Origin of the sequence: Neptunomonas sp. (assembly GCF_041601355.1) — a bacterium.
Classification (GTDB): Bacteria; Pseudomonadota; Gammaproteobacteria; order Pseudomonadales; family Balneatricaceae; genus Neptunomonas.
Genome location: NZ_JBFIIH010000010.1, coordinates 1 through 20,030, shown reverse-complemented (window position 1 = coordinate 20,030; position 20,030 = coordinate 1). Strand labels below are relative to the sequence as shown.

Here is a 20,030-nt window from a genome sequence, read left to right as displayed (position 1 = left end):
AAAAATTGAGGGATCTCGGATGCGTCTTTTTATCGCGATAGACATACCCGACACCGTGCAACAACAGATTTCTCAGCTCTATTGTAATTTCCACGGCGTCAGCTGGACACCGCCGGAAAGACTTCATATCACCTTAGCCTTTTTAGGCAAGGTGCAAAAAAAATGGCTGCCACACTTAAACCGTCAACTGGAAACAATCAACTTCGAACCTTTCACTCTGCGTTGTGATCGGTTTGGCAGCTTTCGTAGTGGTGATATCTGGCTAGGTGTGACACCTGAAGATCAGATAACACAACTTCACCTAAGCATTATTGATGCACTGGATAAGGTTGATATGGGCTTTGAAGGGAGGCCGTTTAAACCTCATATTACACTGGCCTATACCCGGAAAAATGAAGAGCATCTGGTTTTAAATGTATTAGAAAACCGCAGAACATTCGAAACATTGAACTTTACGGTAGATCACTTCAATTTGAAAAGCAGCTGGCGCCGCCCTTCCGGCTCACTTCATCGTATCGAAGCGATCTACTCCGCTAAACCTGAATAATCAGAGCGCATTCAACCCGAGTTGCATATCGGCACGAATATCATCAATATCTTCATGTCCGACTGACAAACGAATCAAGTTAGGCTTAATACCCGCCTCTGCCCGCGCTTCTGGTGTCATGCGTCCATGAGTAGTAGTTGCTGGATGCGTGATAGTAGACTTCACATCACCAAGATTACCGGTTATCGACACCATCTGCGTGGCGTCAATAAAGCGCCAGGCAGCATCCTGATCACCGCGCACCTCAAATGACAGTACACCACCAAATCCATTTTGCTGCTGCATTGCCAACGCATGCTGAGCATGACTTTCAAGACCTGTATAATAGACCTTTTCAATACCCGGCTGTTGTTGTAGCCAGGTTGCCATTTCCATAGCATTGCGGCCATGTGCTTCCATACGGATCTTCAGTGTTTCGAGTCCTTTATGGAAAACCCATGCATTAAACGGGCTCATACACGCACCACCTGTGCGGATAAACCCATAAATCTCTTCCATGAGCGTATCCGAACCCACAACAACCCCACCCACACATCGCCCTTGTCCATCAAGATACTTGGTCGCTGAATGAATAACGATGTCAGCTCCTAATAGAAAAGGACGTTGAAATACAGGTGTTAAAAAACAGTTATCAACAGCGAGCCAGGCATTGTGTTTATGCGCTATAGCCGCTACTGCTTTAATATCTGTCAGTTCACCCAGTGGATTTGATGGAGTTTCCAAAAATAGCAAACGGGTGTTAGCCTGAATAGCCGCTTCCCATGCGTGCAGGTCCTTAGGATCTACAAATGTCGTACTGATACCCGCACGACTCAGATATTTTTCAAATAACGAGATAGTAGAGCCAAACACACTGCGGGAACATACAACATGGTCACCCTGCTGCAACAAGGCCAGACCAATGCTCAAAATAGCGGCCATACCTGATGAAGTAGCAACCGCACGCTCAGCACCTTCCAGAGCAGCCATACGTTTTTCAAAGGCATGCACCGTCGGGTTAGTAAAGCGAGAATAGATATTCCCCTCTTCATCACCGCTAAAGCGCGCCGCCGCTTCTCGTGCGGAGGAATAAACAAAACTGGAAGTCGGAAAAATAGCGTCGCTATGCTCGCCTTCAGCTGTGCGGGTTTGGCCCGCTCTGATAGCTAGTGTAGAAAGACCGGCCTGCGCCAACGTAAACTGTATGCGCTGCTCCCGCTCAAAGCCTGGTTTTGCCATTATCAGTATCCCCTTATGATATTTCTGTATGAAGGTCAGCAGGTGCTTCGTCTTCGTGATCAACAGTTTCCGGGACTACCTTAGCAGCATCTTTACGTTTCTGATTAAGACGGTCTAGGTACGCAGAATCGATATCGCCTGTCACATAGTAGCCATCGAAAACGGACGAATCGAAATTATTAATTTTGTCAGCGTTGCCTGCAGCGACTGACTCTTTCAAATCATCCAGTTCCTGGAACAACATCCAGTCAGCGCCAATGGCTTCACCTATCTCATCAGGGCTACGATTATGTGCAATAAACTCTTCAGGCGACGGCATATCAATACCATAAACATTCGGGAAGCGAACCGGAGGCGCAGCTGACGCAAAATAAACCTTACGCGCCCCCACATCTCTTGCCATCTGAACGATCTGTTTGGAGGTTGTTCCCCGAACGATGGAATCATCGACCAGCATCACAACCTTATCCTTGAACTCAAGCTCAATCGGATTCAGCTTACGACGTACTGAGTTAGTGCGCTGCGTCTGACCCGGCATAATAAAAGTGCGGCCGATATAACGATTCTTGATAAACCCTTCCCGGAAAGTAACATTAAGGTGCTTAGCCATTTCCAGTGCAGAGGTTCGGCTGGTATCGGGTATCGGCATAATCACATCAATGTCATGATCAGGGAATATACTTGTGACTTTTTCTGCAAGCTTAACACCCATGCGCATACGCGCCTGATGTACATTAACATTATCGATAATTGAATCAGGGCGCGCCAAATAAACAAACTCAAACAAACACGGTGTCAGTTCAATCTTTTCTGCACATTGACGGGTAAAAACGTTACCTTCCATGTCAATGAAGATAGCCTCTCCCGGCTCGATATCACGCACACGGGTAAAGCCGGCAATATCCAGCGCGACACTTTCAGAGGCAACCATACACTCTTCACCCTCGGGCGTTGAACGCGTACCATAAATAAGAGGTCGAATACCATGAGGATCGCGAAAAGCCAACACACCATAACCGGTAATAACAGCGACGACGGCATAGCCACCCTTGACACGCTTATGCACCTTAGACACTGCTTCAAAAATATCTGCAGGTTCCGGCTTTAACTTTCTCTGATGCTGCAACTCATGTGCAAAAACATTCAACAACACTTCTGAATCGGAGGTAGTGTTGATATGACGCAGATCTTCACGAAACATCTGCTCAACCAGCTCATCAGCATTGGTTAGATTGCCATTATGCGCCAGTGCAATACCGTACGGTGAATTCACATAAAATGGCTGCGCTTCTGCAGCACTGGAACTACCGGCGGTTGGATACCGGACATGGCCGATACCTACGTTACCCATCAGTCGCTTCATATGACGAGTACGAAACACTTCATTAACCAAGCCGTTATCTTTCCGTAGAAAAAACCGGTTACCTTCACAGGTCACCATGCCTGCGGCATCCTGCCCACGATGCTGAAGCACAGTTAACGCATCAAAGATTGTCTGATTAACAAGTGATTTGGCTACAAGCCCAACAATACCGCACATTTAAACTACCTCAAGGGGATCAGAAAAAGCTGTTTGAGCGGCCATCAGGCCTCTCTCGTATCTAAAGGCTTATTTTAACGTCCTGCGTTCCAGATCAATTGCCCCACTTCCGTGGCAACGTCTCTGGACCATGCTTCCATCAAAACAAAGTGAGGAATCAATTGTGATTCCTGCCACCAGGCATCTTGAACAGCCGGAGTCCCTCCCAGCAGAGCAACAAGCACGACAACCAGCAGTGCACCACGTGCCAGCCCGAAGCCCATACCTAATATTCTGTCGGTACCACTTAAACCGGTTGCCTGTACTAACAAGCTAACCAAATTACTCACCAACGCACCTACAATGAGGGTCATTATAAAGAGTATTGCAAATGCAGACGCAATACGAAAAGATGGTGTCTGAATATAATCAGCCAGGACAGTTGCTAACGCATCAGTAAACAACCGGGCGATAATAAAAGCAGTGACCCATGTAAGCAAGGATAACGCTTCTCTAACGAAGCCGCGCTTAATGCTGAAAAGCCCTGAAATTCCGACAATACCCAAGATTGCCCAGTCGGCCCAATTCATTTATTTCTACCTATCGAGTTTGCGCGCATTCTAACAGAGGGCAAAGGTGAACCCAATCACTGAGTCGTGAATCTGAAAATTATTCCATCCACACCATAATCCCGCTTCAGCGATTCCTTTAACTTATCCAGTCGGTCACGTGACATATCCGGTCCAACATACACTTTAAAGAGATCAGCATTTTTTCGTGTATAGACTTTATGGCCAGCCTCCACCAACTTATTTCGCAATGCACGAGCATTTGACTCATCTTTAAAGCTGGCCAACTGAAGCGTCCAGGCAACCGGGACATTTTGCTCATCCAATTGAGGCTTATCATTATCAGTGCTGACAACAGGTCGTTTCTCTTGCGCTATTGTTTGTTTCTCCGGTTGATTTTCAACCATTACAATGACTTTTTCAGGTGGCGAAACAGCCTCCGGATATTCAGAAGTATCGGGCAGCAAGGTGGACTCAGGCTGAATCTCAACAATGTCCGGCATGGTTGGTGCAACCGGAATACGACTTTCGAGATGGCGCTCACGATATCCTTCACCAGTAAGAAACAAAGGGAAAAGCAAGGCAGCAGCAATAGCCAGTACAGATAAACCTAATAGCCGTCGTTTCACACTATCTTCCATTAAACCACTTCTCTTTTAAGAACACGGTAAGCATCGCCTACTGTATAAAAAGAACCCGCTACTACAATTTTTTTGCTAGTAGGAATATCCGCCAAAATCAGATGACTGATCGCAGCATCGACGCTAACATGGCACATCACGCTTGCTTGATTCACCTTCGGCAGATATGCACTTAGCTGCTCAGCCGTCTGCCCCCTTGGCACATCCAATGTCACCAGATGCCAGGATGCGACAACCGTCGCCAATGATTGCATAACTGAAGCACAATCTTTATCAGCCAGCATACCCAAAATCAGCACCATGCCGTCAGCCTCAGCTTGTTTTAACTGGTCTGCCAGATAAGCGGCCGATTGTGGATTATGTGCAACATCGAGAATAAACAAGCGCCCCTGATATGCCACTTGCTCCATGCGACCGGCGACATAGGCCGTCTGCAAACCCGCAGCCATACTTTCTGGCGAGCACGGCAAACCTGAAAGTAAAACTGCCTGAATAGCCGTGGCTGCATTCTGCACAGGTAGTTGTGGTAACGGAAGGTCTGAAAATGAAACGATATTACCCTGCAGGTCACAGCCTTCCCAGGACCAACGCCTTTCGCTCTTAATATGATACTCATAGGACTGGTTTACCTGGCGCAACTCACAACCAAGCTCCCTCGCATACTCAGCAATTGAAGCGGGTGGGTTCAATTCACCACAAACGGCAGGTTTGCCTTTTCTGAAAATACCTGCTTTTTCCCGGCCAATTATTTCACGATCATCGCCCAGCCAATCAACATGATCGATATCAATCGTCGTAATGACGGCCACATCCGCATCCAGGACGTTTATCGCATCCAAACGCCCACCTAAACCTACTTCCAATATAGCCACATCCGGTTGCTGCTCTGCAATCAACCACAACGCCGCTAATGTGCCCATCTCAAAGTAGGTCAGTGAAATATCACCACAGGCCTGATCAACGGCAGAAAATGCAGAAACAAGCTGCTGATCACTGACTAATCCACCATTCAGACGGACGCGTTCGTTATATATTTGTAAATGAGGTGAGGTATAACACGCCGTTTTATAACCCGCCTGACGATAAATAGCATCAAGCATCGACACGGTTGAGCCTTTGCCGTTAGTGCCAGCGACGGTAATGACGCACACCTGTCGAAAATCCAGGTCCAACCTGGTGAATACTTGTTGTACCCGAGCAAGCCCCAAATCAATTGCAACCGGATGATTGTTTTCCATCCAGCTTAACCATTGTTCAAGTGTAAATTCTGATCTATTCATTAATACTGCTTACCAAAAGAAAGGCCGGCGTTCACCGGCCTCAAACCACCTATCAAGCATCCGAGTCTTTTATCGGCTGAGTAGGTGCCTGCTTATCACTTGCCTGAACTTTGCTCTTAGCGTCGCCCTGAACAACCGCCGCTTCAACTTGAGCCGGGACAGCAAAGCGATGCGTAAACATTGAAAGAATCGAATGCAAACGCTGACGCATTTCAAGCCGGGAAACAATCATATCCACCTGACCATGCTCCAATAGAAATTCAGCACGCTGAAACCCTTCAGGTAATTTCTCTCGCACGGTTTGCTCAATAACACGCGGGCCAGCAAAGCCCACCAGCGCTTTAGGCTCAGCGATGTTCAGGTCTCCCAGCATCGCCAAACTGGCAGAAACACCACCATAAACAGGATCAGTCAGTACTGAAATATACGGAATACCCGCCTGACGCATTTTCTCTAATGCAGCACTGGTTTTAGCCATCTGCATCAAGGAGATCAACGCTTCCTGCATACGCGCACCACCGGATGCTGAAAAGCAGATCAACGGGATCTTCTTTTCCAGTGCAACGTTGACGGCACGAACAAAGCGCTCTCCAACGACCGCGCCCATCGACCCGCCCATAAAGCGGAAGTCAAATGCAACCGCCACAACAGGCATTTCCAGCAGCTTACCCTGCATAGCTACCAACGCATCTTTTTCACCGGTTTCTTTTTGAGCCGCTGATAAACGATCTTTATATTTTTTGGTATCGCGAAACTTAAGCCGGTCTACCGGCTCCACTTCCCCTGCCAGCTCGGTAAACGAGCCTTTATCCAGAAAGGACTCCAAACGCTGACGAGCCGCCAGACGCATATGATGATCACACTTAGTGCAAACATTGAGGTTTTTTTCTAACTCAGGAAGGTACAATACCGCTTCACACTTAGGACACTTCTTCCAAAGACCTTCAGGGACGCTCGCTCTTTTGTTCTCTGAACGTACGAGCGAGGGAACAATTTTGTCTAACCAATTACTCATGCTTATCTAAATCCCATTTGATAATTCGTTATTCTCAAGCGTCCATCGCACTACGCATTTGTGCAAGGATAGCCGCGACATCAATAGCAATCTCTTCAGGCTGATTTGCTTTTTCCGCAATCGCATTCACCAGCACACTGCCCACGATAACACCATCAGCAATTTTAGAGACCGCCGCTGCAGAAGCACCATCGCGAATCCCGAAACCGACACCGACAGGCATAGTGGTATGACGGCGTATCACTTCAAGCTTACTGGCTACTTCATTTACATCCAGCGCTGCAGAACCGGTAACACCTTTAACTGATACGTAATAAACATAGCCAGAGCCATATTCACAGACTTGCTCAATACGGCATTCTTCAGTCGTAGGAGCTAATAGATAAATCACATCCAGCGCATACTTTTTCATGATAGCAGCAAACTCAACAGATTCTTCTGGTGGTAAATCCACCGTCAGAACACCGTCCACTCCTGCCTCACTGGCTTTTTGTGCAAAATTTTCATAACCAAGCGCTTCAATAGGATTAAGATATCCCATCAGGACAACCGGTGTTGTCGCGTCTGTACTACGAAAATCTTTGACCATATCTAATACATCAACTAACCGTGTACCGTGACTCAATGCACGCTCACAAGCCAACTGAATAACCGGCCCATCAGCCATAGGATCAGAAAAAGGCACACCTAATTCAATAATATCAGCGCCCGCCTCAACCATGGCATGCATCAACGGTACAGTGACAGTCGGTTGTGAATCTCCTGCGGTAATGTAAGGGATCAACGCCTTACGACCCGCCGCTTTCAGGGACTCGAAACTTTGATTAATACGACCCATCTTCAAAATATCCTTAGTGATTTAAAGCTCAATACCATCAATACCAGCAACGGTATGAATATCTTTATCACCACGACCCGACAAGTTAACCAGTACAATCTGATCCTTATCCATCTCTTTAGCGACTTTAATTGCATGAGCAACAGCATGACTTGACTCTAAAGCAGGCATGATACCCTCAACGCGGGTAAGCATGCGGAAGGCACTTAATGCCTCTTCATCTGTGACAGAAGCATATTCTGCCCGTCCGGAGTCCTTCAACCACGCATGTTCAGGACCGACACCCGGATAATCAAGACCTGCAGACACTGAGTGAGTGCCCATAATCTGCCCCGCATCATCAGACATCAAATAGCTTCTGTTTCCGTGCAACACACCTGGACGACCTGCGCACAACGGCGCAGCGTGCTGCCCGGTTTCAATGCCATAGCCGCCCGCTTCAACACCAATCATACGAACGCTGCTATCTTCGATAAACGGATGAAATAAACCAATCGCATTAGAACCGCCGCCCACACATGCGACCAGTACATCCGGCAAACGGCCTTCATGTTCCATACACTGCTGACGAGCTTCGCGTCCAATCACACACTGAAAATCACGTACCAGCTTCGGATAAGGATGTGGACCTGCCGCAGTACCGATAATATAAAACGTATTATCGACATTAGTGACCCAATCCCGCATCGCTTCGTTCATCGCATCTTTTAATGTGCGAGTGCCTGACTCAACGGCGACAACTTCTGCGCCCAACAGCTTCATGCGATAAACATTAAGCGATTGACGATGAACATCATCAACCCCCATATAAACTTTACACTCAAGCCCTAAACGTGCTGCCACAGTAGCAGAGGCAACACCATGCTGACCCGCACCCGTTTCAGCAATAATACGGGGCTTACCCATAAACTTAGCCAGTAAAGCCTGCCCGATTGTATTATTGATTTTATGCGCACCTGTATGATTCAGGTCTTCGCGTTTTAGGTAAATTTTTGCACCACCGACCTGATTTGTCAGGCGTTCGGCAAAATAGAGCGGTGATGGACGGCCCACATAGTGAGCTAAATCACGATCAAACTCTTTTTGGAATTCTGCATCTTTAGAGAGCTGCTCATAGACCCTTTCCAGGTCCTGAAGTGCTCCCATCAAGGTTTCAGATACAAAACGACCACCGTAAGGACCAAAATGGCCTCGCTCATCAGGCAGCTGCATCAGAGCAGCCGGATCAGTTATTATTGGCACGTGCCACCTCTTCAAAAAAACATTTAATTTTATTCGCGTCTTTAAGACCCGCAGATGCTTCCACCCCTCCGCTGACATCAACAGCATAAGGAGCGACTTGCTCTATCGCCTTGGCTACATTCTCAGCAGATAAACCACCAGCAAGCACTATCGAGGAGCGCATTGAAACAGGTATTCGCGACCACTCAAATGACTCTCCGGTTCCGCCGGGGACGCCGGGTTTGTAAGCATCAAGCAAAATACCTCGCGCCGATGAATAACAACCCACTTGCCGAACCAGATCCATATCAGGTTTCATGCGTAACGCTTTAATGTAAGGCCTGCCAAACTGCTCGCAATACTCAGGCGATTCGTTTCCATGAAATTGAAGCAGATCAACCTTCGTCAGTAAGATAATATCCCTAACAACATCCGGGTCCGCATCCACAAAAAGCGCAGTGGAGGTAATAAACGGCGACAAACCAGAGATTATTTCAGCAGCGACGGCAGGCTCTACATAACGCGGGCTGGGTTCATAAAAAACAAAACCCAATGAATGTGCTCCTGCCTGAACAGCTAACTGAGCATCCACCTTACGAGTGATTCCACAAATTTTTACGCGTACTGCCATGATTAAGTCGATATATGATTAAACAAAGAAGCGATTCTAACAGAACTAACAGCTCAACGTTAGCCAGTTATATTAACGAAATAAGGCCCGAGTTCAGATTTTGGTAGTGAATAACTATCAGGATATTTCACATCAACAAAATAGAGGCCCGCAGACGGCGCAGTAATACCACCGGCACAACGGTTTTTTGCCTCCAGTACTTCTTTAGCCCAGACAGGCAATGCTTCGCCTGCACCGATTTTCATCAGCACACCCGCGATATTCCTGATCATATGATGCAAAAAAGCATTCGCCCGGACATCAATCACGATCAAGTCTCCGGACTGATAGACATTCAACTCCTTAACATCACGAACAGGGCTATTAGCCTGGCACGCCACAGCACGATACGAAGAAAAATCATGTTTTCCTACCAGATAGGTAGCGGCCAATTTCATTTTCTCAATATTCAACGGCTTATATGTCCAGGTAATACCTTTCGTCAGCAGTGCCGGTTTAACTTTGTGGCTGTATATCAGATAACGATAGCGGCGCTCCAGTGCGCTAAACCTGGCATGGAAAGTATCATCAACCGGTATCGCCCAACGTATAGCAATATCATCCGGCAAATGAGTGTTTCCGCCCAGTACCCATGCCCGGTTTTCACGTTTTGCATGGCTATCAAAATGAATTATTTGATAGGTTCCATTGACCCCCGCATCAGTCCTGCCAGCACAAACAACCGCTACCGGCTCGTTTGCTACAACCGACAACGCTTTCTGCACATGCCCCTGTACGGTAGGCACTTCATCGTTCTTCTGAATTTGCCAACCATTATACCGGGCACCGGCATACTCTACACACAGCGCATATCGATAAAGGGCGACCGAAGTCGCCCCTTTTTCATTATTCAATGACTCTATTTGACGAATCAAGCAAGCCCCTCCAGCAACTCCTGAGCTTCCTCTTTCTGGGCATCACTCCCTTCCTGAGCAATCTCCTCAAGAATATCTCTGGCACCCTCGACATCATCCATATCAATATAAGCCCTGGCTAAGTCCAGTTTAGTTTCAACTTCATCAGCACCGTCCAAAAAGCCTAACGCATCCAGTGAATGATCTTCTTCAGATGACGTTTCTTCCAAAGCAATATCGTTATCTGTGCTGTTCAGTAATGCTTCCAGCTCGCCATCCAGCTCTGCATCAAGATCATGTTCAATATTAGAGGTTAATTCCCGCGTAACTTCTTCATCTGAAGGGGTGCCTGGCAGTTCGTTTTCTTCGCCCTCGAGGTCAAGATCAAGGTCATCAAGATCGAAACCGGCCAAATCCATTGTTTCTTCTTCTGGCTCAGGCGTTGTTTCTACATCCAGATCAAGCCCTACAGGGTCTTCCAATAATTCCGCAACGTCAGCGGGAGACTCAACAGTGCTTTCAACGAGATCTTCTGCATCAAGCGATTCTTCGAAATCAAGCGCCTCCTCTGAATCAAGCGCATCCTCTAAACCAAACTCTTCACTAGTAAGCCCGTCAGCAACAAGTGTTTCAGAAGTCAGTGCATCTTCATTTTCACTAACATTCAGGTCACTCAGTGGCTCATCTTCAGGCGCGACGTCGTCAGCTAAGAGCGAATCCAGATCTGCCATCAGATCAGTTTCAAAGTCCAGATCATCTTCATTTTCGGCTACGTCAGTCGCAACCCCAGGCTGCTCTTCACCAAGATTATCCAAATCAAAATCAAGACCCTCAAGATCAGCTTCAAGGTCACTCAGGTCCTTACTCTGCTCAGAGGGCTTTTCTTCTGTCAGATTAAACTCAAGCCCGTCATCATCCGCCGAGGATACTTCCTCAGCAACAGCAGATACCTCTGTCGCATCAGAAACAACCGGACTCTCTTCGAACGAGCCCAACCCCAGCGACTCCAGGGTATCTTCAGATTCTGATAGATCTGAAATAGGATCGACCATGTCCATACCCGAGCGTTCGTTAGCACCTCGGGACTTATCCAGCGCATCAAGCTCATCACTATCGTCGGCCAATAGCTCATCAAGCGCGGTATCTGCGTCTACTGCCTCATCAGACAAATCATCTAATTCAAACTCTTCATCCAAATCAACCGACTGATTTTCGTCTGGCATATCAACAGCGATATCATCAGCATTTTCCAGCTCCGGCAACTCATCCAGACCCAGATCAAACTCATCATCCTCAATTTCGTCTTGCTCACCTAGAATCGAGCCTAGCAAGTCATCCTCATCCGGCTCATCGATAACCTTTTCTGCCGAAGACAATACAGAAGTTCCTGCAACATCATCAATATCGATTGATTCAAGATCACTGTCAAATGACTCATCCAGATCCAGGTCCATATCTAAGTTCAGATCATCAATATCATCGTCCAGATCAAAATCACTGGCGGCAAGGGAATCAGTTCCTTCCTGCGATGCTGCTGCTGCTGCTGCTGCTGCTGCTGCTGCTGCTGCTGCTGCAAGATCATCAGACGTCTCTTCCAACACAGCAACTTTATTGTCTGACTTTTCATCAATAACCGGAGAGAAAAACTCTTCCTCTTCAACGGCATCTTCGGTTTTTTTCTTACGACGCAGTATCAGCCCTAAACCTACCAAGGCTGCGATAAGTCCACCACCAATACCAGCCAGGTACTCAGGGGTCTGTAGTATTTTATTCAACAAGCTTTTTTCAGTGACCGGAGGCGGTGCTTCAACAGAGACTACTGGTTGATTAACTTGATTCTGCAATGCTGCTAACTGCTGATCTTTCAGTTCGATTAATCGCTGCAAGGAATCAAGCTGCTGCTGGATAGCATCTAATTTATCATTCAGATCGACATTATCTCTTTCCAGACGATCCAGCGATTCAGAAGAAACGGCCAGCTGATTTTCTAACAGTTCATTTTTTTCAATCAACGTTTGTTTTTCAGGATCATCCACCTGATTATTCTGATCGCTTAACGCCGCATCATCCTTATCAACTGACTCTGCAGGTGTTACTACTTTCAGCTGCCCTTTGTCAGCTTCATCTGCTTCTTCGGATTTTGCGGCGTCACTCTTTAAACTTTTTTTTGTTCCGTCTATCGGTGCTTTATCGGTAACCGGTGATTTCTGCTGCTTCCACAATGATGTTTGTCTATGAACTTCTGCTGCAGCCGCCTGTGATGATACAGCCCTCGCTTCGGCTTCAGTGGGAAGATTCAGTACCACACCCGCTTTTAAGTTATTAATATTTCCATCGGAAAAGGCTTGCGGGTTTTTCTGATGCATCGCGACCATCATCTGGTAGGACGAAATATCCGGCGCTACACGATTCTCAATAGCCAACCCCCAAAGCGTATCTTTGACATCCACATACGCCTGAGTTTTTTTATCCATACGCGTACGGATATTTGATACACCTGAAGTACTACGCGCAACCGGCGCAACGGCCTGTACGCTTGGACGCGTCTGTACAGCAGCCGATACAGCGGGTTCGACAAGCCTCTGCGTTGGAGCCGGATCAAATACCGGAGGATCAAGCAACAGTGTATATTCACGTACCAAGCGCCCGCTAGGCCAATTCACCTCAACTAAAAAATTGATAAACGGCTCTTTTACCGGCTCCCGCGAGGTGAGTACTATAACGCCACTACCATTGGGACTCACTTTCACCTGAAAACGGATATCAGACAGAGCCCTTTGCTGACTCATCCCCGCAAGCGCGAACTCATCTTGATCAGCCATCCTGGGACGGATCTGCAATGGATTCAAATCACGTATCTGGTGCAACTGAATTTCTGCATTCAGTGGCTCATTTAAAGCCGATTTTATCTTGATATCACCAAGCCCTAACGCGTTAGCCTGTGTCGATACAAGAGCACCTGCAACAGCCAGACTCAAAGTAAGTTTGCGCAGCATTTTATATTCCTTAAGTTACCTACTGATTATTTCTTGCATAATCAGCAGGTTGCCGATCCGATATTTCTTCAAAGTATTGTTAATAAGTAGCAATCGGTCAAGAAACTGGGCAAATAAGCGTGTAATTTGCCTAATTATTCTTTTTTAGCGATTAATATGCTGATTAATGCCTACAGATAGTCATTAATCAGCAACTCTGCGATCTGAACTAGATTTAAAGCAGAGCCCTTTCGAACGTTATCGGCCGTGATCCAAAAACTTATACCCTGATGTCCATTTAAATCTTCCCTAATCCTGCTGACAAATACAGCATCACTTCCTGCAGCATCCGTTACTGGCGTCGCAATATCCATTTCATCGCCTTTATCAACAACCTCAATTCCTTCTAATGCCTGTAAAATATCAGTGACTTCATCAGCGCTGATATAGGCCTGCGTTTCTATACCAACAGATTCGCCATGACCAAAAAACACCGGCACCTGGACACAGGTCGGATTAACTCTAATGGAGGTATCATCCAACACTTTTTGCGTATCCCAGACAATCCCCATTTCATCCCGGGTATAACCATTTTCCAAAAAAGCGCCTACCTGGGGTATGTTATTAAATGCTATTTGCTTCTTGTAAACCCGCGTTTCTATTTCACGCGCATTCAGCAACTGTGCTGTTTGTTTTGCCAGCTCTTCAACACCTTTTTTTCCTGAACCAGATACGGCCTGATAGGTGGAGACCGTAATTAATTCGATGCCTACGGCTCTATGAATCGGCGCTAAAACCATCAACATCTGAGTCGTCATACAATCAGGTGTACTAACAATATGCCTTATGGAAAAATCGGCAAGTCGATATGCATTAACTTCTGGAATAACAAGCGGAACATCCGGATCATTGCGAAATGCAGCACTCGAGTCAATAACAACACAGCCAGCATCCGCAGCGATAGGCGCATATTGAGCAGACACATCTTCTGGCGTACAGAAAAGAGCAATTTGTGCCTGACTAAAGTCAAAATCAACAACACTCCGGACTTTTACGCTATGCCCCTTAAAGGATATTTTTGTACCTTCGCTTTGCTCACTGGCCAACAGATACAATTCACCGACAGGAAAACTGCGCTCTTCCAAAATGCTCAGTATATTTTCGCCAACCAATCCGGTGGCACCAACAACAACGACATTAAACGTTCTTTCCATCTTACCCTCAAAAACAAAATAGCCCGAACAATGTCGGGCTATTGAAAACTATATGAACTGCTTATCAGGCTCGTTCAATCAAAATCCGCAGCATACGACGCAACGGCTCAGCCGCACCCCAGAGTAACTGATCACCGACACTGAAAGCATTCAGGTACTGGCCACCCATTTTCATTTTACGCAGACGGCCTACCGGGACGCTCAGAGTACCTGTAACTTTGGCTGGTGTCAGCTCAGCAGCCGTAATATCGCGCGTATTCGGAATAACTTTAACCCAGTCATTCGCTTCAGCGATCATCGACTCAATTTCATCCAGTGGTACATTCTGCTTCAACTTAATGGTAAAGGCTTGACTATGACAACGCATGGCACCGATACGCACACAAGTTCCATCAATCGGAATAGGGCTATCACAGCGACCCAGAATCTTGTTTGTCTCAACAAATCCTTTCCACTCTTCTTTACTTTGCCCATTTTCCAGCGCAACGTCGATCCATGGAATCAAACTACCCGCCAGTGGAACACCAAAATTATCAACCGGCATGTCCGAACTACGAATCGTCTCAGCGACACGCTTATCGATATCCAGAATTGCACCGTTGACATCCAGTTGACCCGCCACAGAGTTATGAATAACACCCATCTGACTGATTAGCTCGCGCATGTGACGGGCACCGCCTCCTGAAGCGGCCTGATAGGTCATGGAAGTCAACCACTCAATATGACCGGCTTTAAACAAACCACCCAATCCCATTAACATCAGGGAAACCGTGCAGTTTCCGCCGACAAAGTTTTTAACACCAGACGCCAGGCCTTTATCGATTACTTTACGGTTTACAGGATCAAGAATAATGATACTGTCATCATCCATTCGCAATGCGGATGCTGCATCGATCCAGTAACCTTTCCAACCGGACTCACGCAGCTTTGAGAATACCTCTTTCGTGTAGCCCCCGCCCTGACAGGAAATAATCGCGTCCATGGTCTTCAGCACTTCAATATCCGTGGCATCTTTCAGTGCCGGAATCGATTTACCAATATCCGGGCCCGCTTCGCCAACCTGAGAAGTGGTAAAAAAGACGGGCTCTTCGATGTGATCGAAATCACGCTCTTCCATCATGCGTTGCATCAGCACAGAACCAACCATTCCACGCCAACCGACAAAACCTACACGTTTCATTGGTATCCCCAATTTAAAAAAGTACAAAGTACAAAAACATAAAAGCCGGCATCCGAAGACTCCGACTAAGGTGTATTATGTGCTGTTCAGAAGCTGACGAACATTAGCCTTTAAGAGCAGCCACAACCGCATCACCCATTTGTGATGTGCTGACAGCGGTCATACCCTGCGACATAATATCGGCAGTGCGCAGATTCTGATCAAGCACCTGACTAACGGCCGCTTCGATTTTGTCTGCAGCTTCGCCAGCACCCAACGAGTAACGTAACATCATAGCGACTGAAAGAATCGTTGCCAATGGGTTTGCTTTACCCTGACCAGCAATATCCGGTGCAGAGCCATGACATGGCTCATACATCCCTTTACCATTCACATCCAAAGACGCCGATGGCAACATGCCGATAGACCCGGTTAGCATAGCAGCAGCATCCGAAAGAATATCACCAAACATATTACCCGTAACCATTACATCAAACTGTTTTGGCGCCCGTACTAACTGCATTGCCGCGTTATCAACATACATATGACTCAGCTCAACATCTGGATAATCCTTCGCTAGCTCATCCATGATCTCACGCCATAACACGGTCACTTCAAGTACGTTAGCCTTGTCGACTGAACACAGCTTCTTACCACGTTGACGAGCGGCCTCAAAGGCTACCCGACCAATACGGCGGATCTCATTTTCGTCATAAACATAGGTATTAAAGCCTTCACGAATACCGCCTTCTTTAACCCGGATACCGCGTGGTTGACCAAAATAGATCCCCCCCGTTAACTCGCGTACAATCAGAATATCCAAACCCGATACAATTTCAGGTTTCAACGATGAGGCATGCGCCAATTGTGGATATAGAATAGCCGGACGCAGGTTACCAAATAAGCCAAGGTTTGAGCGGATACCCAATAAACCTTTTTCCGGACGAATCTGGAAATCAGGATTGGTATCCCACTTAGGACCACCCACAGCCCCTAACAGGATTGCATCTGCTTTTTTTGCCGCTTCTAATGTTGACGCTGGCAAAGGAACGCCATCGGCATCGATTGCCGCCCCGCCCACCAATGCTTCTGTGAATTCAAGATCTAATGAGAACTGGGAATTAACCAGTTCTAATACGCGCTTAGCCTGTGTAACAATTTCAGGGCCGATGCCATCACCAGGAAGAATCAGAACATTTTTACTCATCTTAAAATCCTTAACTTATCTATTTTGTTATTTGATGGCATCAAACAACCAGGGTGTTTCCTGACGTCGGCGAGCTTCATAAGCAGCTATTTCATCCGCATATTGCAGGGTTAAACCTATATCATCCAGACCATTCAGTAAGCAGTGCTTACGAAACCCGTCTACCTCAAAGGAAAAAGTTGCACCTGAAGGCGTTATAACGAGCTGCTTGTCCAGATCGACGGTCAACTGATAGCCTTCAGTAGCTTCAACTTCATTAAACAGCTGATCGACCTGTTCATCATTAAGGATGATAGGCAACAAACCATTCTTAAAGCAGTTATTATAAAAAATATCTGCAAAACTTGGCGCTATCACACAGCGAATGCCGAAATCATCCAACGCCCACGGCGCATGTTCACGACTGGAGCCGCAACCAAAATTTTCACGCGCAAGCAATACCGCGGCTCCTTGGTAACGCGCCTGATTTAATACAAAGTCAGGATTAACAGGGCGACCCGCACAATCCTGATCAGGCTGACCTTCATCCATATAACGTAATTCGTCAAACAGGTTAGGACCAAAACCCGAACGCTTAATCGATTTCAGAAACTGCTTCGGAATAATCATATCCGTATCGACATTGGCACGATCTAACGGTGCAGCAATACCAGTAACCTTCGTAAAACTTTTCATTCTATTCTTCCTCTACCTGAAGCTTGCGCTACCTTAGCTGCCCATTAATTCACGAACATCAATGAAATGTCCGGTTACAGCGGCTGCAGCTGCCATCGCAGGACTTACCAAATGGGTTCGCCCACCAAATCCCTGACGCCCCTCAAAGTTGCGGTTACTGGTAGAAGCACAGTGCTCACCATTACCTAATTTATCGGGGTTCATTGCCAGGCACATTGAGCAACCAGGCTCACGCCACTCCAAACCTGCTTCAATGAAGATTTTATCCAGACCTTCTTTTTCTGCCTGCGCTTTCACCAAACCAGAACCCGGCACAACCAGTGCCTGTTTGATTGTGGCTGCCACTTTACGACCTTTAACTACCTCGGCGGCTGCCCGTAAATCTTCAATACGTGAGTTTGTACAAGAACCGATAAAGACGCGATCTAGCTGAATATCTGTAATCTTCTGATCGGCTTTTAGTCCCATATATTTCAATGCGCGACGAATCCCATCCGCTCTAGTTGGGTCAGATTCTTTATCAGGGTTAGGTACCGTTGCACTTACATTTACTACCATCTCTGGTGAGGTTCCCCAAGTCACCTGAGGGAGAATATCTTCTGCCCGTATTACAACGACCTTATCAAACTCAGCATCATCATCGGAAACAAGCTCTTTCCAGGCAACTGCTGCTGCATCCCACTGTTCACCCTTGGGTGAAAACGGACGGCCTTTAAAGTAATCTATGGTGGTTTGATCTACAGAAACAATACCGACACGAGCGCCTGCTTCGATGGCCATATTACAGATGGTCATTCGACCTTCCATTGAGATGTTGTGAATCGTGTCACCGCCAAACTCAATGGCACAACCATTTCCACCTGCCGTACCGATCACACCGATAATATGCAACACTACATCTTTAGCTGTCACACCCGTACCTAACTGACCATCGACCCGCACCAACATATTTTTCATTTTTTTGGCGATAAGGCACTGAGTTGCCATAACGTGTTCAACTTCGGATGTACCGATACCATGGGCTAACGCACCAAATGCGCCATGTGTAGACGTATGAGAGTCACCGCACACCACCGTAGAACCCGGCAATGTCATACCCTGCTCAGGCCCAACAACATGTACAATACCCTGACGTGTATCGTTCATTTTGAACTCAACCACGCCGAAGTCGTCACAGTTATCATCCAGTGTTTTTACCTGAATACGCGAAACCGGATCAACGATCAGATCAACGCCTCCTGAGCGTTCGGTGGTAGGCACGTTATGGTCAGGCGTAGCTAAATTAGCATCAACACGCCACAATTTACGACCTGCAAGACGCAGTCCTTCAAATGCCTGTGGCGATGTGACTTCATGAAGAATCTGGCGATCGATATAGATTAATGAGCTACCATCTTCACTCTGACGAACAAGATGTTGATCCCATAATTTGTCATATAATGTTTTACCCGCCATCAGAGAACTCTCCTGTATCCGGTTGTATAGGCACGCCACAACAGCTTAGCTATTATTAAGTCACCCGTTATTATGACGCTATCCTAATAGAGCATCAGAAATTATACAAATTCATAATTTTTATACTTTTGATTCCTAAAAGGAATAGCAAAGCAAATACAAATTACCACCTATTTTGCTGACCTGCTTTAAATCAATGCTTACCACAGCGGATTGGTTAAAATAAGCTCGATGAGTAATAGCGGAAAGCAGCATGAAGCCAGACACAACAACCGCAATGCACAACCTGATTAATGAGGTTAGGTTTACTGTTCCCTTTGAGCTGCCCATGAGTGAGCTATGTTCAGGTATCTGTACAGGATGCTCTAAAAAACTGATTGATTTTCTCGACATGGAGCTGGGGGAGTGGGAGCAAAGACTTAAGGAAGGAGAGAAGCCGGGCCTGGGAGATATCAATAAACTCGCCAAGACCAGCCAGAAGATCTATCGTGTTCTACAGAAAAACAGACTAGTCTGATATCTAGAAATAAAACAACGGTTAAGCGATATGTTGATTCCATTCAATACATTCATTAAGCGTGACGCCATTACCACCAAAAATATCCAGCGCACTGCCAATCGTTAAATCCACCTTCCCTGCTGACAACTGATGCACCAACGCAAGATCTTTCAGCGCGCGTGCACCACCTGCATAGGTCACAGGAATGGTCGTGATATCGCCTAACAATTTCACTAAATCCTGATCGATACCCGCCTGCAAACCCTCTACATCAGCAGCATGAATCAAAAACTCAGCGCAATGCTTTTCCAACTCTTGCAAGGTCGGCAGATCAATCACCGTATCCGTAACAGTCTGCCAGCGGTCTGTGGCTATATTCCATCCCTTTTCTGTGCGACGACAACTCAGGTCCAACACGAGTTGCTGAACTCCGGTTTCCGCCTTAATCTGCTCCAGACGGTCCCATGAGAAGCG

The 20,030-nt window shown here is 46.7% G+C and carries 19 protein-coding genes; 2 read left to right on the top strand and 17 right to left on the bottom strand.

Annotated features, from left to right (window positions below; genetic code table 11):
• Positions 1–19: 19 nt before the first annotated feature.
• Positions 20–547, top strand: coding sequence for an RNA 2',3'-cyclic phosphodiesterase (thpR, locus tag ABY436_RS03015; protein WP_372737547.1), 528 nt, complete (start codon positions 20–22; stop codon positions 545–547).
• Here the strand turns inward: thpR and ABY436_RS03010 are convergent, their stop codons facing one another.
• The 16 genes from ABY436_RS03010 to leuC form a co-directional block, all read right to left on the bottom strand.
• Entirely contained in the window at positions 548–1,765 is a 1,218-nt protein-coding gene (locus ABY436_RS03010) for an O-succinylhomoserine sulfhydrylase (RefSeq protein WP_372737546.1), read from the bottom strand.
• 13 nt (positions 1,766–1,778) lie between these two features.
• Complete coding sequence (purF, locus tag ABY436_RS03005) at positions 1,779–3,305, bottom strand: amidophosphoribosyltransferase (protein WP_372737545.1); 1,527 nt, start codon at positions 3,303–3,305, stop codon at positions 1,779–1,781.
• Between the two features lie 74 nt (positions 3,306–3,379).
• Positions 3,380–3,874, bottom strand: a complete 495-nt coding sequence (locus ABY436_RS03000; RefSeq protein ID WP_372737544.1) for a CvpA family protein — start codon at positions 3,872–3,874, stop codon at positions 3,380–3,382.
• A gap of 56 nt (positions 3,875–3,930) precedes the next feature.
• Positions 3,931–4,494 (bottom strand): SPOR domain-containing protein, encoded by a 564-nt coding sequence (locus ABY436_RS02995; RefSeq protein WP_372737543.1) that lies wholly within the window; start codon positions 4,492–4,494, stop codon positions 3,931–3,933.
• Positions 4,494–5,774: a bifunctional tetrahydrofolate synthase/dihydrofolate synthase gene (gene folC, locus ABY436_RS02990; protein WP_372737542.1), complete on the bottom strand. Its 1,281-nt coding sequence runs from the start codon at positions 5,772–5,774 to the stop codon at positions 4,494–4,496. Before folC ends, ABY436_RS02995 begins: the two co-directional genes overlap by 1 nt.
• A 52-nt stretch (positions 5,775–5,826) precedes the next feature.
• Complete coding sequence (gene accD, locus ABY436_RS02985; protein ID WP_372737541.1) at positions 5,827–6,789, bottom strand: acetyl-CoA carboxylase, carboxyltransferase subunit beta; 963 nt, start codon at positions 6,787–6,789, stop codon at positions 5,827–5,829.
• A gap of 34 nt (positions 6,790–6,823) precedes the next feature.
• Positions 6,824–7,627: a tryptophan synthase subunit alpha gene (trpA, locus tag ABY436_RS02980; protein WP_372737540.1), complete on the bottom strand. Its 804-nt coding sequence runs from the start codon at positions 7,625–7,627 to the stop codon at positions 6,824–6,826.
• Between the two features lie 21 nt (positions 7,628–7,648).
• Positions 7,649–8,839: a tryptophan synthase subunit beta gene (trpB, locus tag ABY436_RS02975; RefSeq protein WP_372737583.1), complete on the bottom strand. Its 1,191-nt coding sequence runs from the start codon at positions 8,837–8,839 to the stop codon at positions 7,649–7,651.
• Positions 8,840–8,852: 13 nt separating this feature from the next.
• Positions 8,853–9,479 carry a phosphoribosylanthranilate isomerase gene (locus ABY436_RS02970; RefSeq protein ID WP_372737539.1) on the bottom strand — a complete coding sequence of 209 codons (627 nt, stop codon included), beginning with the start codon at positions 9,477–9,479 and terminating at the stop codon, positions 8,853–8,855.
• A gap of 59 nt (positions 9,480–9,538) precedes the next feature.
• Positions 9,539–10,393, bottom strand: coding sequence for a tRNA pseudouridine(38-40) synthase TruA (gene truA, locus ABY436_RS02965; protein ID WP_372737538.1), 855 nt, complete (start codon positions 10,391–10,393; stop codon positions 9,539–9,541).
• A complete protein-coding gene (locus tag ABY436_RS02960) occupies positions 10,390–13,368 on the bottom strand; it encodes a FimV/HubP family polar landmark protein (RefSeq protein ID WP_372737537.1) in 2,979 nt (992 codons plus the stop codon). Before ABY436_RS02960 ends, truA begins: the two co-directional genes overlap by 4 nt.
• 170 nt (positions 13,369–13,538) lie before the next feature.
• Positions 13,539–14,561, bottom strand: coding sequence for an aspartate-semialdehyde dehydrogenase (locus tag ABY436_RS02955; protein ID WP_372737536.1), 1,023 nt, complete (start codon positions 14,559–14,561; stop codon positions 13,539–13,541).
• 64 nt (positions 14,562–14,625) lie between these two features.
• A complete protein-coding gene (gene asd, locus ABY436_RS02950) occupies positions 14,626–15,741 on the bottom strand; it encodes an aspartate-semialdehyde dehydrogenase (protein WP_372737535.1) in 1,116 nt (371 codons plus the stop codon).
• A 103-nt stretch (positions 15,742–15,844) separates the two neighbouring features.
• The gene (gene leuB, locus ABY436_RS02945; protein WP_372737534.1) at positions 15,845–16,927 is read right to left on the bottom strand and encodes a 3-isopropylmalate dehydrogenase; all 1,083 of its coding nucleotides are present in this window, start codon (positions 16,925–16,927) and stop codon (positions 15,845–15,847) included.
• A gap of 27 nt (positions 16,928–16,954) precedes the next feature.
• Positions 16,955–17,602: a 3-isopropylmalate dehydratase small subunit gene (gene leuD / locus ABY436_RS02940; protein WP_372737533.1), complete on the bottom strand. Its 648-nt coding sequence runs from the start codon at positions 17,600–17,602 to the stop codon at positions 16,955–16,957.
• Between the two features lie 33 nt (positions 17,603–17,635).
• Entirely contained in the window at positions 17,636–19,057 is a 1,422-nt protein-coding gene (leuC, locus tag ABY436_RS02935) for a 3-isopropylmalate dehydratase large subunit (RefSeq protein ID WP_372737532.1), read from the bottom strand.
• Positions 19,058–19,310: 253 nt separating this feature from the next.
• Between leuC and ABY436_RS02930 the strand changes: the two genes are divergently transcribed.
• Positions 19,311–19,574, top strand: coding sequence for a hypothetical protein (locus ABY436_RS02930; RefSeq protein WP_372737531.1), 264 nt, complete (start codon positions 19,311–19,313; stop codon positions 19,572–19,574).
• A 21-nt stretch (positions 19,575–19,595) separates the two neighbouring features.
• Here the strand turns inward: ABY436_RS02930 and ABY436_RS02925 are convergent.
• The coding region (locus ABY436_RS02925) for a HisA/HisF-related TIM barrel protein (protein WP_372737530.1) at positions 19,596–20,030 on the bottom strand (435 nt) is incomplete at its 5' end.